Source organism: Velazquezella soli, from assembly GCF_977018685.1.
In genome coordinates this window covers 2,122,649-2,137,979 of record NZ_CDRNXF010000004.1, presented here as the reverse complement: position 1 = coordinate 2,137,979, position 15,331 = coordinate 2,122,649, and the positions used below count along the sequence as shown (strand labels likewise).

Genomic DNA, 15,331 nt, shown 5'->3' with positions numbered 1-15,331 from the left:
CAGCAAGTGTCTTGAAGGGCGATAAACGGCATATGTCCATCGGAAACAAAAAGGGCGCCGATGAGGGCGCCCTTTCAAACTCAGACTGGAGACGAGCTCACTTCGGAAGCTTGTCGTCCACGCCCTGGATGTAGAAGTTCATGCCGAGCAGAACGCCGTCCTCGGCCTTTTCGCCAGCCTTCAGCCACTCGGAACCGTCCTGCTTGTTGATAGGACCGGTGAACGGATGCAGTTCGCCGGACTTGATCTTGGCTTCGGTTTCTTCGGCCATCGCCTTCACGTCGTCAGGCATGTTGGTGTAGGGCGCCATCGTGAGAATGCCGTCCTTCAGGCCGTCCCAGATCTGCTCCGACTTCCAGGAACCGTCGAGAAGCGCCTTGGTGCGCTTGATGTAATAGGCGCCCCAGGTATCGACGATCGCGGTCAGCTGCGTCTTCGGGCCGGCGGCGATCATGTCGGAGGCCTGACCGAATGCGAAAATGCCGCGCTCGGCTGCAACCTGCATCGGTGCCGTCGTGTCGGTGTGCTGGGTCAGGATATCGACGCCCTGGTCAACCAGTGCCTTAGCAGCATCGGCTTCCTTGCCCGGGTCGAACCAGGTGTTGGCCCACACGACCTTGAGCTTGAAGTCAGGATTGACCGACTTCGCGCCGAGTTCGAAGGCGTTGATGCCCATCACCACTTCCGGGATCGGGAAGGATGCGATGTAGCCGGCAACGCCCTTCTTCGACATTTTCGCAGCAATCTGGCCCTGGATGTAGCGGCCTTCGTAGAAGCGCGAATTGTAGGTCGCGAGGTTAGGACCAGCCTTGAAGCCAGTTGCGTGTTCGAACTTCACGTTCGGGAATTTCGCGGCAACCTTCACGGTCGCATCCATGAAGCCGAACGATGTCGTGTAGACGATCGCGCAACCGGAGCGGGCCATGCGCTCGATCGCACGTTCGGCATCCGGACCTTCCGGCACGCTTTCGAGGAACGGCGTCTCGATCTTGTCGCCAAGTGCCTTTTCCAGCTCGATACGGCCGCGATCATGCGCCTGGGTCCAGCCGCCGTCGGTCTTGGAACCGACATAGATGAAGCAGACCTTCTTCTTTTCCTGGGCCTGCGCGCCGGTCGAGAAACCACCCAGAAGGGCGGCCGACGCGGCTAGGGCGATAATCAGTTTCTTCATTTCCTAAACCTCTATTGGCTTGAAGACGGGGTGTGCTTACCGCGGTCACCGATCGGGGACGAATGCCTTTCCGAGCGAAGCCGGCGTATTGATGAGCGTCGTGCGACGATTATGCGAGATGATGATGAGGACGACAATAGTCGCCACGTAAGGAAGTGCGGACAGAACCTGCGAGGGAATGCCGATGCCGAACGCCTGCGCATGCAGCTGCCCGATCGTCACGGCACCGAAAAGATAGCCGCCGGCGAGAACCCGCCACGGCCGCCACGAGGCAAAGACGACGAGCGCCAGCGCAATCCAGCCGCGTCCGGCCGACATGTTTTCCACCCATTGCGGCGTATAGACAAGCGACAGCTGCGCACCGGCAAGACCCGCACAGGCGCCACCGAACAGCACTGCCAAATAGCGCGTGCGGATGACGTTGATGCCGAGCGCATGCGCCGATCCGTGGTTGTCGCCGATCGCGCGAAGCTTCAGGCCGCGACGGCTCTTGAACAGGAACCAGTTGATGCCGATGACAAGCGCGATCGACAGATAGAAGGTCAGATCCTGGGCGAAGAGAACCCGGCCGACGAAGGGAATGTCGGACAGAAGCGGAATGACGATCGGCTGCAGCTTGATGCCCGGCTGACCGACAAAGCTCTCGCCGAGCTGGCCGGAAATGCCGAGACCGAGGATGGTGAGTGCCAGTCCCGTCGCCACCTGGTTTGCCACCAGCGTCAGCGTCAGGAACCCGAACAGCAGCGAAAACAGACCGCCGCCGACAATGCCGGCGACGATGCCGATATAGGGCGAACCGGTCATCTGCGTCGCCGCAAAGGCGCAGACGGCGCCCATGATCATCATGCCTTCGACGCCGAGGTTAAGCACACCGGCACGTTCAGTGACGAGTTCGCCGAGCGCTGCGATGACGAGCGGCGTTGCGGCAGTGATGACGGTCAGAAGGATCGCCTCGAACATCAGCCCTTCGCCTCCGCCTGGCTTCCGGCAAAGATCAGCCGGATGCGGTAATGGATCAGCGTATCGCAGGACAGAACGAAGAACAGCAGCAGGCCCTGGAAGACGCGGCTGACTTTATCGGAAATCCCGATCGAAAGCTGGGCTGCCTCACCGCCGAGATAGGTGAGCGCCAGAACGAGGCCCGACGCGATGATTCCGAGCGGATTGAGACGCCCCAGAAACGCAACGATGATCGCGGTGAAACCGTATCCGGGCGAAATCGACGGCTGTACGTGGCCGATCGAACCCGACACTTCCGAGATCCCCGCAAGCCCGGAAAGACCGCCGGAGACGAGCATCGAGAACCACACCATCCGACGCGCCGAAAAGCCGGCGAAACGCCCCGCCCGTTCCGACTGGCCGAGCACCTGAACCTCGAAACCCTTCAGCATGAAGCGCATCATAAACCAGAGCGCGACAGCGGCAATGATAGCGAACGCAAAGCCCCAATGGGCCCGGCCGGAGGCCAGCATTTCCGGCAGCACCGCTTCTATCTGGAAGCTCTTGGTCTGTGGAAAATTGTAACCCTGCGGGTCACGCCAAGGGCCGCGGACCAGCCAGTCGAGAAACAGCTGCGCGATATAGACCAGCATCAGGCTGGTCAGGATTTCGTTGGTGTTGAAACGCGTCTTCAAAAGTGCGGGAATGCCCGCGTAGAGCGCGCCGCCGGCAATGCCCATCAGAAGCATCAGCGGCAGGATCATCGGCGAATGCCACTCGGGATAGAGAACCGGCAGGATCGAGCCCGTGATCGCCCCGATCGTGAACTGACCCTCGGCGCCGATATTCCAGTTGTTGGAGCGGTAACAGATCGAAAGCCCGACCGCGATCAGGATCAGCGGCGCAGCCTTGACGGCCAGTTCATGCAGCGACCAGACCTCCAGCAGCGGCTCGATAAAGAAACTGTAGAGCGCCGAGCCCGGGTTCTTGCCGAGCGCCCAGAACAGGATCGCCCCGCCGATCAGTGTCAGCACCAGCGCCAGAAGCGGCGAAAGAACCGAAAACAGCGTCGAGACGCGGGCACGCTTTTGCAGTTCAATGCGCATGCGTTGCCTCCGGCGAGGACGGCATGGCGTCAGGGATGGAATGGCTCTCATGGATGCCACCCATCATCAGCCCGATCCGCTCCAGCGACAGGCTGCCGACCTGATGCGGCTCCGACAATTTGCCCTCCGAGATAACAGCGATATTGGTTGCCACCTCGAAAATCTCATCAAGGTCCTGGCTGATCACGACGACGGCGGAGCCGGATTTCGCCAGATCGATCAGCGCCTGCCGGATGCGGCTCGCAGCCCCGGCATCGACGCCCCAGGTCGGCTGGTTGACGATCATGATCGAAGGCTGCCGATCGAGTTCGCGCCCGACAACGAATTTCTGCAGGTTGCCACCCGAAAGCGATCCCGCCAGCGGATCCTCGCCACTCTTGCGCACATCCATCTGCTGGCAGATGCGCTTGGTGGCCGAGCGGATCGCACCGGAACGCACGATCGACGCCAGACCACCCGACAGAAATGCCTTCCGGTCCGGCTGGCTGCGCGCCAGCAGCAGATTGTCGGTCAGCGACATGCCGGGCACGGCAGCATGACCATGCCGCTCCTCGGGCACGAAACTCGCACCGAGCAACCGCCGGCCATTGATGCCGGTGCGACCCACCGCCTTGCCGCGGATCTTGATCCGGTCGTCATCGGCAACCGGATACTCGCCAGACAGCGCATCGAAAAGCTCGCTCTGACCATTGCCAGCAATGCCCGCAATCGCGAGGATTTCGCCCGCCCTAACGCGCATAGAAATGTTCTTGAGACTGACCGCGAATGGCGAGCGCGCCCTCACTGTCAAATCGGTGACATCGAGCTGAATGTCGCCAAGCGCCACCGTCTCGTCCCGATGCACCGCGGCAACTTCCGTCCCCACCATCACCCGGGCAAGTGACGCTGGCGTCTCCTGCCTCGGATCGCAGGCGCCGGTCACCTTGCCGTGGCGAAGCACGGTGGCGCGGTCGCAGATGCGACGCACTTCTTCCAGCCGGTGGCTGATATAAAGCACCGAGCGGCCCTCGGCCTTCAGCTTGAAGAGCGTCTCGAACAACCGGTCCGCTTCCTGCGGCGTGAGCACGGAGGTCGGCTCGTCGAGAATGATCAGCTTCGGGTTCTGGAGGAGAGCCCGCACGATCTCGATCCGCTGGCGTTCACCGACCGAAAGGTCGGCCACATGCGCATAAGGATCAAGCGGTAGTCCGTACGCCTTGGAAAGCGAGGCAGCCTCTTCGGCGATCTTGGCAAGTGGTGTCTTCGGATCGAGCGAGAGCGCAATGTTTTCGGCAACCGTCAGCGCTTCGAACAGCGAGAAGTGCTGAAACACCATGCCGATTCCAAGCTGTCGCGCCTCGCCCGGCGAACCAATCGTCACCGGGTTCCCCTGCCAGACAATCTGCCCGCCCGATGGCTGAAGCACGCCGAACAGCATCTTTACGAGAGTGGATTTGCCGGCACCGTTTTCGCCGAGCAGCGCATGGATTTCACCCGGCGCGATATCGAGATCGATACCACTGCACGCAGCAAAATCGCCGAACAGCTTCGTCAGTCCACGGACCGACAAAAGCGAAGCAGCCTGCTCGCTCTCGGAAAAAGTCACGACGTCCCCTCGTTCACCCGCGCGCCCGGTCTTGAGTGCCGGTATTTCCGCGTCGCAGTTATTTCAAATGCTGAACCCGTCCGGTCTGACCGGATACTGGGTTGATATTGATACCGTTTTTGTTGCCTTGCACAACAGCAAAGAGACGCGTTGCGAAAAAACGCAGCTATTTTCCAAGTCCTGGAAAAAGCTGCATGATGCCGCCGATGCAATAGAGATAAAGACTGCTGATCACGACGCCCCAGACGAGCCAGTCCGGTGACTGGAAATGCAGGAGCAGCGAGTAGCCGGCGAGCGCGCACCAGAGCAGGCAGATCCCGAGATTGAGCGGCCGAAGGCGCTTGACGCGCACGGGATGGAGGAAATTGATCGGCAGGAAAGTGGCAACCACGGATACGGAGACCACGATCATGGCCGTCGTCGCACTGGCATCGATGACGAACAGCGTCAGTACCACCATGTTCCAGACGACCGGGAAACCGGAGAAGAAATACTCGTCGGTCTTCATGCCCATGTCGGCATAGTAGATCGCACTCGAAACGACGATGGCGCCGGCCGCAACGAATGACCAGGGTTCGCCGATCATTCCACTTTGATAAAGCGCAAAGGCCGGCAGGAGAACGTAAGTCACGTAATCAATGATATTGTCGAGCGTATCGCCCGACCAGTTCGGCAGGACTTCCTTCACATGCACCTTGCGCGCGATCGGCCCGTCGATCCCGTCAACCAGAAGTGCCAGCCCGAGCCACCAGAACATGTCGACAAATCGATGTTCTGCCGCAGCGACGACACCGAGGAATGCCAGGAAGGAGCCTGACGCCGTCAGGAGATGCACGGAGAAAGCCCGGATTTCCGCGTAAGGGACGTTCCGATAATTGAATAGTCGCCTGAACACGCGTCCCCCGCCTTTCCGTGAAGCCTGCGAGATATGCGGCCAATTGTCCCCGTTTGCAACTGCGCATGCCGGCGCACACCTGATTATGACCGGGAAAACCAGGATTTCTCTCGATCCCTCGTGGGCAGCGCGTGCCGAATCTGACGCTGCTACGGCTGGAATTACGGCCAGCGCTCTATAAATACGGTGAGAGCGAATGGCTCCGGAGGTGACAGATGCACGAGTTCGAAATTGCCGTCGTTGGCGGCGGCCTGACAGGATCGGTAGCGGCGCTGGCTTTTGGTCGAGCCGGCCGCAAAGTCGCGCTCATTTCGCCGGCATCCGAGCGAGACGATGGGCGCACGACCGCGCTGATGGATCAATCCATCCGCCTGCTGGATCGACTGGGCCTATGGGATATCATCGCACCCTCGGCAGCACCGCTGTCGATCATGCAGATCGTCGACGGCACGACGCGGCTGCTGCGCGCGCCCACCACCCAGTTTCGCGCACAGGATGTCGGCCTTTACGCATTCGGCTACAACATTCCCAACAACGCTCTGTCTCCGGCGCTGGAAAAGGCGATCGACCTTGAGCCGAACGTGACCCGGTTCACCCATCAGGTCGACGCGTTTGATTTCTACGGTGATCGCGCCAGCCTCACCTTGTCGGACGGCTCGTCGATGTCCGTTGATCTGGTCATCGGCTCGGATGGGCGAAAGTCGAGCACGCGCGAGGCCGCCGGAATAGACGTCCGCCGCTGGTCCTACCCGCAGTCCGCCCTGGTGATGAACTTTGCCCATACGGTGCCGCATCACAACGTTTCGACGGAGTTCCATACAGAAACCGGACCGTTCACCCAGGTTCCCCTGCCCGGTTCCCGCTCCAGCCTCGTCTGGGTGGTTCGGCCTGACGAAGCCGAGCGATTGATGGCGACCGATCTCGACCAGCTGTCGCAGCTCGTCGAAGACCGCATGCAGTCGATGCTTGGAAAGGTGACCGTCGAAGCCGCCCCGCAGGCCTGGCCGCTTTCGAGCCTGATGGCAGACCGGTTCGGCAAGGGTCGTGTCGCACTTGTCGGCGAAGCCGCGCATGCCTTCCCCCCGATCGGCGCTCAGGGCCTCAACCTCTCGCTGCGTGATATCATCACGCTGAGCGATCTGGTGACGGACGAACCGGACAGACCGATTGGCGCGGATATCGGCGATCGTTTTAACCGGAGCCGCCGCCCCGATATCATGACCCGCACCTTCGGTGTCGATCTGCTCAACCGCTCACTTCTGTCGGACTTCCTGCCCGTCCAGATGCTGCGGGCGGGCGGTCTGCAGGTCTTGAAAAACGCCCCGCCGTTACGCAATCTGATGATGCGGGAGGGGATCGAACCGGGCCGCGGACTGCGCGAAATTTTTTCGGGCCTAAGGAAGCAAGCCCGCAGATAGAAAACCGGAATGGATGAGATAGAGGATCGCTGGCAGGGTGAAGACAGACGCCAGCGTTATAATCAGGATGCTCGCCGACGCGCGCTCCTGCCAGACGCCATATTGCTGGCTGATGACGAAGACATTGGTGGCCGTCGGCAGGGCTGACAGCAACGTCGCCGAGTAGATCCAGACCGGTTCGAACCCGCCGATCAGCGACAGAACCGAAAACGTCGTCAGTGGCAGTACGATCAGCTTGAAGACGGCAATATAGCCGATCTCGGCCGGAACACGCCGCACCGGCCGCAGCGCCAGTGTCACACCCATTGCAAAGAGCGCGCAGGGCGCCGCCGCTTGCGCCAGATAATCGACAAGCCGCTGCACCGGCTCGGCCGGCTGCCACGCCATCGCGGCGAATGCAAAGCCGACAGCTGTCGAGATGATGAACGGGTGCAGCAGAACCTTGCGGGCGATATCGCCCGCCACCGCCAGCGGTGATCGACCGTCGCCGCCGGCTGCCGCCATCATGGCGGGTGCCACGATGAAATGGGCGGCGTTCTCGAAGCAGACGATCAGCGCCACCGGAACGGCAGCCGCTTCGCCGAAAGCGAGCAGTGCAAGCCCCGGCCCCATATATCCGATGTTGCCGTAAGCGCCGGCAAACGCCTGGATCGTGCAGTCCTCGAATGACGTCTTGCGGATCAGGAACCCGATCAGGAACACCACCGTGAAGATCAAATAGGTCGCGAAGATCTCGCCAAGAATGAAGTCGACCCGCGCCAGTTGCTCCATTGGCGTGCGCGAGACGAGCTTGAAGAACAGCGCCGGAAGTGCCGCATAGATGATGAACGTGTTCATCCATCCAAGCGCCTCGGCCGGTTGTTTGGTGACCTTTGCGGCCACGTAGCCGATCAGGATCAATCCGAAAAACGGTAGCAGCAAGCCGATAATGTCGCCCATGCCGCCTTTAATCCTTACCGCGGTTGACCTTATGGCCGTTCCGTTAGCCGATTTGCATCAGGATTGGAAAGGTCTGCTGGAACCAGATCGCGGCTGACGTCACGAAACCGAAGATGAAAGCAAGACCCGTCAGGATCAGCAACACGCCCATCGCCTTCTCGACGTGACCGAGATGCCGTCGAAAGCGGGTGAGGAACCGCATGAAGGCACCGGAGAACCCGGCAGCGATCCAGAACGGCACGGCGAGACCGAGCGAATAGATCGCCAGAAGCATGGCGCCCTCGCCCACCGTATCGCGCGACGCGGCAACACCGAGGATCGCGCCGAGAACTGGACCGATGCACGGCGTCCAGCCGAACGCGAAAGCCAGCCCCATCACGTAGGCGCCAGACAGCGTCGCCGGCTGTCCACCGCCATGAAACCGCGCCTCGCGCGCAAGCAGGCCAATGCGGAACACGCCGAGGAAATTCAGGCCCATGATGATGATGATCACGCCGCCGATCTTGGAGAGCAGGTCGAGATGCTGCCGGAGAAGAACACCGATCGTCGACGCACCGGCGCCAAGCGCAACGAACACGGTCGCAAAGCCGAGGGTGAAGAAGAACGCGGCCAAAAGAACCGCGCGGCGCGTATCCTTTGACCGCGACACGGCCGCATGCCCGTCGCGAAACTGGTCGACGGAAATCCCGGCCATGTAGCACAGGTAGGGCGGCACCAGCGGCAGGACGCACGGGGAAAGAAACGATAGAGCGCCGGCAATCAAGGCACTCAGAAGAGAGATATCAGCAATCGACACGTTTTGGTCCGCAGGTTTTGATCGGCATTGTCCGACCGTGGGATCGATTTCACCTAAGCATGCCGCGCGCGGAAAGCCAGTCACCTTTTTGCGCGCAGGCGAAGCGGCCGGGGAAAAGCGTTAGGAACGCAATTTTGCACAGCTAGCGGGGTTGACCGCAAAGAGTGACCTGCATATGTTCCGCGCACTTTCAAAGGATGCCTCGGCAGTCTTTAGGGAGAGCGTAGCTCAGCTGGTAGAGCAACTGACTTTTAATCAGTAGGTCCAGGGTTCGAACCCCTGCGCTCTCACCATTCAAAAACGCCATGAACCCCTGCGCTACAGGGGTTTTGGACGACCCCGAGAAGACCAGCCTTCTCAACTGAATAATCCCATGAAGATCATTGTGGTGTCAGTTCGCTGACGGCTTCGTAGGCGTCACCGTACTGTTGCGAAGTTCTGACAAGCGTGAGGTTTATTGCGAACCCCGGTGACAACGCGCGATTATTGGCGTCATCGAAGTCGAACCATTGGACGACGGCGAGCGGAACGAATTTGCCATATCCGCATACAGCTCAAGGGCAGTATCCCGCAACCTCTGCAAGAGCAATTTCCCGTAGTGATGCACGGACCAGCGATCCGATTTCAATGAATTTAGAGAAATCTGCTTTTTCGCAAATACGCGTACAGTTGACACGCTACTTGAATAATAAGATTGGCCTATATTTACTGTTATTTAACTATCTTTTACTATCGTCTTAATTAATGTAATTAGCGGCAATTTAGTCGTTGCCAAGCGGGTTGAATAATGGATTTCGGATCGCATATGACATCCATCCGCGTAGCGGCCCCTCTCGTCATACTCCTCCTTTCCGGCTGCGTGGTCGGACCGAACCATCAGGCACCGGAAGTGTCCCTTCCTTCGAAGTTTGCCGAGGGTGCGCAGACGAGCAATGGCGACGTTTCCATGAAGGCTTGGTGGACGGCGTTTTCCGACACGCGCCTGAACGGCTACATGCAGACGGGCCTGTCGCAGAACCTCAGCGTTCTTCAGGCCCTGGAACGCATCAATCAGGCCCAGGCGTCCGTCGTCAGTGCCGGCGCCGGCGGTCTTCCGTCGCTCGATATTGATGCGCAGGGCGAGCGCAGCGGCACGAAGGACATCGGCGGGCGGCTCGGTCCAACATCGACCGCACCGCAATCATCCGCCGTCGGTGGAGCCAGCGCGTCCTGGTTCCTGGATCTCTTCGGCCTTTACCGCCGCAGCAAGGAATCGGCTCTTGCCAGTCTCGACGCCGCCTATGCAAGCGTCGACGTTGCGCGCCTGAGCCTGCTTTCGCAGGTTGCCGCAGCCTATATCGATGTTCGCTACTATCAGGAGCGTATCGCGATCACCAAAAAGAACCTCGGTTCTCGCCGTGAAACGCTTGATCTCACCAAGCTTCAGCTGGAAGCCGGTGCTGCCTCCAGACTGGATGTTGTTCAGGCTGAAGGTCTTGTGAACTCGACACTGTCAGAGCTGCCAGGTCTCGAGACCCAGTATCGCACCGCGGCGCATCGCATCGCGACGCTTCTCGGCATGCCGGCGTCCACACTGCTTCCTGAACTGCAGCGAGGTGCCCGCCAGCCGGTCGCCCGCTACAGCACCAAGACCGGCATTCCCGCCGACCTGATCCGCAATCGACCTGACATCCGTGCGTCCGAACGGCAGCTCGCCGCAGCCGTTGCGCAGATCGGCGTTGCCGAAGCACAGCTCTATCCGGCGATTACGCTCGGTGGCTCCATTTCGCCATCCTACACCCGCGTTGCAGGAAGCGGCGAAAGTGGCATCCTGTCCTGGTCCTTCGGTCCGGCCTTGTCTCTTCCGATCTTCGACGGCGGCGCCCTGCGTGCCAACGTCAAGTCGTCCGAATCGTCAGCCCGCGAAGCCTATCTGTCGTGGAAGCAGACGGTTCTCGATGCCGTCGAGGAAGTCGAGAACGCGCTTGCCGCCGTTGCCCGCGATGGCCGCACCGTGGCAGCGCTCCGTGCGACCGTGAAATCCTATGAGGAAGCGCTGCAGCTCGCGACCGCCAGCTATCGTGATGGCGCCTCCTCGCTGCTCGACGTTCTCGACGCACAGCGCGAAGTCTCCACCGCCCAGGCAAGCCTGGCCCAGGCCGTACAGCAGATGGCGCAGGACTATGTCTCGCTCAACGTCGCACTCGGCGGCGGTTATGCGGTTTCGAACGAGAACCCAAGCAACGAAGCCGTTCAGTCCGATAAGTAAGCGTGCTGACGCAGGCCGGGACACGGCACGTAAAAGGCCCCCGACTGAATCTCGAACGAATGCAAATGAGCCGTAACCGAGCGGGCACACCGGAGTTCACGACTGCGGCGCGCACAGATGATCTGCCTCGCGTTCCACCCAAAATACATTTCAAATAAGATATGTACAAATTTTGGAGATTATGTATCCAATCAAAAGATATAGAATTATAAGGCGGAATTGAAGTCTAATTAAATGACGATGTAATATATTTTCGGATATTACAATCCGCCCCGCTGAAACTGGCAAGACACGTTCGTTGGTATGAAGGGACAGAGTTCTATGAAACGTGGAGCTAGCGTAGTGGGCGATATGCGGCTCGCCGTCGTATTGGATTTTGGACACTCTGCACACGTTGTCTCGCAACCGAGAACGGCTAAGGGAGGAGTTCGCCAATGGGCATAGAGCCGCTCGGCATTTTCGTTGCTGCGATCGGAATTGTCAGCGTTTTTCTGGGATATCGCTCCGCCGCAATCATCTTCATGACGCTGGCAGTACTCGGTGCCGCAGCAACGTTAATCGTCGGCTCCTCGAGTATTCCACCCGCTCATCTTTTCATTCTATTCCTGGCTGCAGCGACTTTGTCGCACCGGCGTGAAGCTGGCTTGGCATTGCGCGCCATGGCATTTCCCCGTCCAGCCTTCTGGCTGGCTGGATTGCTTTTATACGGGGCTGCCACAGGTCTGTTCGCGCCTCGGCTGCTGGCAGGGGTCACACAGATAGTCCCGCTGGGTATCTCCGAGTATAACGCCGACGGCGGGACAGTTCCTCTGGGTCCCGTATCGAGCAACCTGACGCAGGCAGTCTACCTGACGGCGGACCTCATCTCATTTTGTCTGTTGGTCGCGATCGGCTCCACCCCCAAGGGCTTCGTTGCACTCGTCATCGGGCTGATTTCCTATGCGGCTGCCAATATCGTTTTCGGATTAATGGATCTGCTGGGCGGCCCTGTTGGGCAGGACCTGCTCGGCCTCATTCGAAACGCCCAGTATACGATGCGTGAGAACGACACCGTGGCTGGCGTCAAACGTGTCGTCGGATCTTGGCCGGAGGCATCAGCGTTTGCCGGAACGACGCTCGGCTCTCTTGGCTTCTGTGGCACGATGTGGCTGTGCGGAAGGTTCAGCCGCTGGACCGGCATCGCTTTCGTCATTTCCCTCTTCCTGATCATCAGATCGACCTCGTCGACAGGCCTGTTTGCAGCGCCGCTGTGCCTTGCTCTGCTCTATATGACTGCCGTTGTGCGCAGCGGCGCGAATTGGGGGAGTTTCAACAGTTCGGCAACCTTACTGCTTGCCCCTCCCATTGCCGCTATTTGCCTGATGATGATTGCGCTGGATGAGACACTGACCCGCCAGATCACCGACTACGTCGATCTCTTGATCTTCAGCAAGGCGAACTCGTCATCCGGTTCCGAACGCGGTGCATGGAATGCCTATGCCCTCGCGAACTTCGTGGACTCATCCGGACTTGGCGTCGGACTGGGGACCGCGCGAACCTCGAGCTTCGTTATGGCGCTGCTATCCAATGTTGGATGGCCTGGGACTTTCCTCTTCGTCTGCTTCATGATCGCGGCGTTCGGACCTGCAAAGCATACACCACGATCGTTTTTCTCCGACAGCCGGATGGCCGCACGAAACGGCTGCTTTTGTCTCCTGATCGGGTCCTTGGTAGCAGGCCCGACCGTCGATCTGGGTTTGCCCTTCTTCATTCTGGCTGCCTTGGCCAGTTGCCGACCTGAAACCGCTGTCGACGAGGCATCCGCAAGAGTGCCAAGCGCGCAAGGGGCATAGATGATGGGGCATGAATGCTGGGCGCCTGCCGGCAGCCCTATTGATAGACGTGGAAGTAGTCGATCCGCATATGGGTCAGCAGTTCCTCAGGGCGCAACTGCGCGGGATAGGGAACATCGGATCGTAGCGCCAGGGTAAGCAATGGCCAGAAGGTGTCGCCCTGCATATCGAGCTCTCGCGCGCGCGTGATCTTCCATTTCGCTGGCAGTTTCGTCGCCATGTCGATGACCGGCACGCGTTCGAAATAGGGCGTGCAGAACTCGTCGGTCACCAAAATCCCGTAGCGGCAATACTGCCGGGTCATGTCAACCGGCGTTGGAACACCGGTAGAATCGTGGTTCTGTCCAGGCTCGCCCCATTCATGCAGATACGCGCCATAGAGATTAGGCTCCCAGCCCTTGTGCTCCACGACGTCGAGTTCGATGCTCGTTTTCGGAAAGAGGATACTGCGACCGTTCATCATCCAGAATGCCGGCCAGGTCAGAGGATGCCTGGGAAACAACATCCGGGCCTCGAAATAGCCTTTCCGCCAGGACTTCGAAATCTCGCCGCTGCGCTTGGCGGTTTTCAGATTTCCGGAGATCCATTGGAATTCGCGGAAAGAGTTTCCATAATAGTGCGGAACGCTCATGGTCCGACCAATATACTTTGCCGAAATCTGCAGCGCTTTGCCATCCGTCGCTGCCGCGTCGTCAACGATTGCATAGGGATTGAACCCCTCCTCGCCGTCGCGCCTTGCGAAAGCCGAGCGCCCGTAAAAACCGGGATCTGACTTTGTCGGTTTCGGCCCCGCATCCCAGACAGTCCAGTCGATATGGCCAAAGTTGTCGGCGAAGGTCAGCGTCCGCCCCGATACCGGATCAGCCTCGGTCGCCATCGCCCTGGAGGACGCTGCAAGTCCTAGCCCAAACTGAGCGCTGGAAAGCAGGAACGAACGGCGAGATATGTCCAAAGCCATGCAAACCTCTCTCAGGTCGGGAGCGCGCGATCGAACCCGGAGGCATACCGGATTGCGTTGGCATGTTGACTGACGACCCGCTCGGGACTGAACTGATCGACATAGTCCCTGCGGTACTGCGCGTGGGAACGCTCCTGCACCAGATTATCGCAGTAGTAATTCATGGCTTCCAGGAGACCATCGATACCGTCCATCGGCACCAGGCGGCCGAGCCGGTTGTCGACGAGGATATCGCTTGGACCGAACTCGCAGTTGGTCGATACCACCGGCAACCCGAAGCGCAAGGCCTCGCAGATCGCCAGGGACCACCCCTCCCAGCGTGACGATGAGACATAAATGTCGCTTGAGGCGAGTGCCGGGCTTGGATCCTCCGGATGGTGTTCGATGCTCACCAGATCAGCGAGTCCCAGCTCCTGAATGCTCTTGCGGAGCGCGGCTTCGCCACTGCCGTAGCCAACGATTTTCAGTCGCACGTTGCCACGTGACATGCGCAGCTTGTCGAACGCCGCCAGAAGGACATCCTGTCCTTTCTGGAAACTGAACCGTCCGACATTGACGAATGTGATCACATCGGGCGCGTCGCGGTCAGCCTGCATCGCGCTCGCAGCAAAGTGTCGAACGGGATTGGGCACCCAGTAGTGAGGCAGGCTGCTTTTGAACATGGCGCGAAAGGACTCAAGCTGCCTGGGAGAGGTGCCGAAGACGGAACTCAACCTCTTCAGGAAGAGGGCTTTCATCAGGAAGAAAAGAAGCTTTGCCTTGGTGTGGCTGCGCTCAAGTTCCGGGTTTCCATGCAGATGAACGGCAAACTTTCGCTTCAGGCCCAAGCAGGATGCCATGCAGATGACAGCCGGCTCGACCTGCGGCACGACGATCAGGTCATACTCCTTGCTGGCAATAACACGGCGAAACTGCCGCATCAGATCGAAACGGTTGCGCGCTATGGCATCGATCACCCGATAGGGCCTCGGATCCGTGGGACGATTATGATGGATGGTGGTATAGAGAACGTCGATGCTGAGATCGTCTCCATGCAGTTCGGATAGCTTCGAGCAAATCGTGTCGATGACGCGTTCCATACCAGCAAACGCGCACGTCCCGGGCTGGATATACAAAATTTGAAGCTTCCGCTCCCTGCCCATCAGCACAGGCTTGTCAGCCATCGTAAGCCTCCTCAATGAATAAAAATGCTTAAGCCAAAACTACATTATTATTTCTAGATACCAATATTTTTGTTGTTGCAAAACGCATTTTATTCACTGAATGTATTTCAGTAAAGACAATCATTAGTTTCTTCATAAAACTTATTATTATAACGCGAGAGGATCATAGAGATGTCACTGGCGGAAATCAGGTCATCTGTGGGGGACAGCACGCTGCCGCCTCTCCGTTGCGATATCTGTATCGTCGGATCAGGTCCCGCCGGCGTAACGCTTGCGGAGTC

Annotated in this window: 12 protein-coding genes and 1 tRNA gene; 4 read left to right on the top strand and 9 right to left on the bottom strand. The window is 59.2% G+C overall.

Annotation, left to right across the window (positions count from 1 at the left end):
- Positions 1-97: 97 nt before the first annotated feature.
- From AC0JZ8_RS13805 to pcsA, 5 genes are all read right to left on the bottom strand, one after another.
- Positions 98-1,171 carry a BMP family ABC transporter substrate-binding protein gene (locus tag AC0JZ8_RS13805; RefSeq protein ID WP_092660893.1) on the bottom strand — a complete coding sequence of 358 codons (1,074 nt, stop codon included), beginning with the start codon at positions 1,169-1,171 and terminating at the stop codon, positions 98-100.
- 45 nt (positions 1,172-1,216) lie between these two features.
- Positions 1,217-2,131, bottom strand: coding sequence for an ABC transporter permease (locus tag AC0JZ8_RS13800; protein WP_062580772.1), 915 nt, complete (start codon positions 2,129-2,131; stop codon positions 1,217-1,219).
- Entirely contained in the window at positions 2,131-3,216 is a 1,086-nt protein-coding gene (locus tag AC0JZ8_RS13795; RefSeq protein ID WP_471892736.1) for an ABC transporter permease, read from the bottom strand. Before AC0JZ8_RS13795 ends, AC0JZ8_RS13800 begins: the two co-directional genes overlap by 1 nt.
- The gene (locus AC0JZ8_RS13790) at positions 3,206-4,801 is read right to left on the bottom strand and encodes an ABC transporter ATP-binding protein (protein WP_471892735.1); all 1,596 of its coding nucleotides are present in this window, start codon (positions 4,799-4,801) and stop codon (positions 3,206-3,208) included. The genes AC0JZ8_RS13795 and AC0JZ8_RS13790 overlap by 11 nt, the downstream gene beginning before the upstream one ends.
- 166 nt (positions 4,802-4,967) lie before the next feature.
- Positions 4,968-5,696, bottom strand: a complete 729-nt coding sequence (pcsA, locus tag AC0JZ8_RS13785; protein ID WP_062456769.1) for a phosphatidylcholine synthase — start codon at positions 5,694-5,696, stop codon at positions 4,968-4,970.
- 215 nt (positions 5,697-5,911) lie between these two features.
- Here pcsA and AC0JZ8_RS13780 point away from each other — a divergent pair, with 215 nt between their 5' ends.
- Positions 5,912-7,114, top strand: a complete 1,203-nt coding sequence (locus AC0JZ8_RS13780) for a UbiH/UbiF family hydroxylase (protein ID WP_471892734.1) — start codon at positions 5,912-5,914, stop codon at positions 7,112-7,114.
- Here the strand turns inward: AC0JZ8_RS13780 and AC0JZ8_RS13775 are convergent.
- Complete coding sequence (locus AC0JZ8_RS13775; protein ID WP_062456763.1) at positions 7,091-8,053, bottom strand: AEC family transporter; 963 nt, start codon at positions 8,051-8,053, stop codon at positions 7,091-7,093. The two genes, AC0JZ8_RS13780 and AC0JZ8_RS13775, sit on opposite strands and share 24 nt — an antisense overlap.
- A 43-nt stretch (positions 8,054-8,096) precedes the next feature.
- Positions 8,097-8,849, bottom strand: a complete 753-nt coding sequence (locus AC0JZ8_RS13770; RefSeq protein WP_062456760.1) for a cytochrome c biogenesis CcdA family protein — start codon at positions 8,847-8,849, stop codon at positions 8,097-8,099.
- 217 nt (positions 8,850-9,066) lie between these two features.
- Between AC0JZ8_RS13770 and AC0JZ8_RS13765 the strand changes: the two genes are divergently transcribed.
- The 3 genes from AC0JZ8_RS13765 (at position 9,067) to AC0JZ8_RS13755 (ending at position 12,929) form a co-directional block, all read left to right on the top strand.
- Positions 9,067-9,142, top strand: a tRNA-Lys gene (locus tag AC0JZ8_RS13765).
- Between the two features lie 512 nt (positions 9,143-9,654).
- A complete protein-coding gene (locus AC0JZ8_RS13760; protein WP_471892733.1) occupies positions 9,655-11,097 on the top strand; it encodes an efflux transporter outer membrane subunit in 1,443 nt (480 codons plus the stop codon).
- Between the two features lie 434 nt (positions 11,098-11,531).
- Positions 11,532-12,929: a hypothetical protein gene (locus tag AC0JZ8_RS13755; protein WP_471892732.1), complete on the top strand. Its 1,398-nt coding sequence runs from the start codon at positions 11,532-11,534 to the stop codon at positions 12,927-12,929.
- 37 nt (positions 12,930-12,966) lie between these two features.
- On the opposite strand, the gene AC0JZ8_RS13750 is transcribed toward AC0JZ8_RS13755, so the two are convergent.
- Both AC0JZ8_RS13750 and AC0JZ8_RS13745 read right to left on the bottom strand, forming a co-directional pair.
- The gene (locus tag AC0JZ8_RS13750; protein ID WP_430251614.1) at positions 12,967-13,887 is read right to left on the bottom strand and encodes a glycoside hydrolase family 16 protein; all 921 of its coding nucleotides are present in this window, start codon (positions 13,885-13,887) and stop codon (positions 12,967-12,969) included.
- 11 nt (positions 13,888-13,898) lie between these two features.
- Positions 13,899-15,050: a glycosyltransferase gene (locus AC0JZ8_RS13745; protein ID WP_471892731.1), complete on the bottom strand. Its 1,152-nt coding sequence runs from the start codon at positions 15,048-15,050 to the stop codon at positions 13,899-13,901.
- Positions 15,051-15,331 lie beyond the last annotated feature (281 nt).

What these genes read in the sequence shown, in the direction of transcription:
- AC0JZ8_RS13805 (WP_092660893.1), bottom strand. Translation starts at nt 1,171, where the DNA reads ATGAAGAAACTGATTATCGCCCTAGCCGCGTCGGCCGCCCTTCTGGGT.
- AC0JZ8_RS13800 (WP_062580772.1), bottom strand. Translation starts at nt 2,131, where the DNA reads ATGTTCGAGGCGATCCTTCTGACCGTCATCACTGCCGCAACGCCGCTC.
- AC0JZ8_RS13795 (WP_471892736.1), bottom strand. Translation starts at nt 3,216, where the DNA reads ATGCGCATTGAACTGCAAAAGCGTGCCCGCGTCTCGACGCTGTTTTCG.
- AC0JZ8_RS13780 (WP_471892734.1), top strand. Translation starts at nt 5,912, where the DNA reads ATGCACGAGTTCGAAATTGCCGTCGTTGGCGGCGGCCTGACAGGATCG.
- AC0JZ8_RS13775 (WP_062456763.1), bottom strand. Translation starts at nt 8,053, where the DNA reads ATGGGCGACATTATCGGCTTGCTGCTACCGTTTTTCGGATTGATCCTG.
- AC0JZ8_RS13760 (WP_471892733.1), top strand. Translation starts at nt 9,655, where the DNA reads ATGACATCCATCCGCGTAGCGGCCCCTCTCGTCATACTCCTCCTTTCC.
- AC0JZ8_RS13755 (WP_471892732.1), top strand. Translation starts at nt 11,532, where the DNA reads ATGGGCATAGAGCCGCTCGGCATTTTCGTTGCTGCGATCGGAATTGTC.
- AC0JZ8_RS13750 (WP_430251614.1), bottom strand. Translation starts at nt 13,887, where the DNA reads ATGGCTTTGGACATATCTCGCCGTTCGTTCCTGCTTTCCAGCGCTCAG.
- AC0JZ8_RS13745 (WP_471892731.1), bottom strand. Translation starts at nt 15,050, where the DNA reads ATGGCTGACAAGCCTGTGCTGATGGGCAGGGAGCGGAAGCTTCAAATT.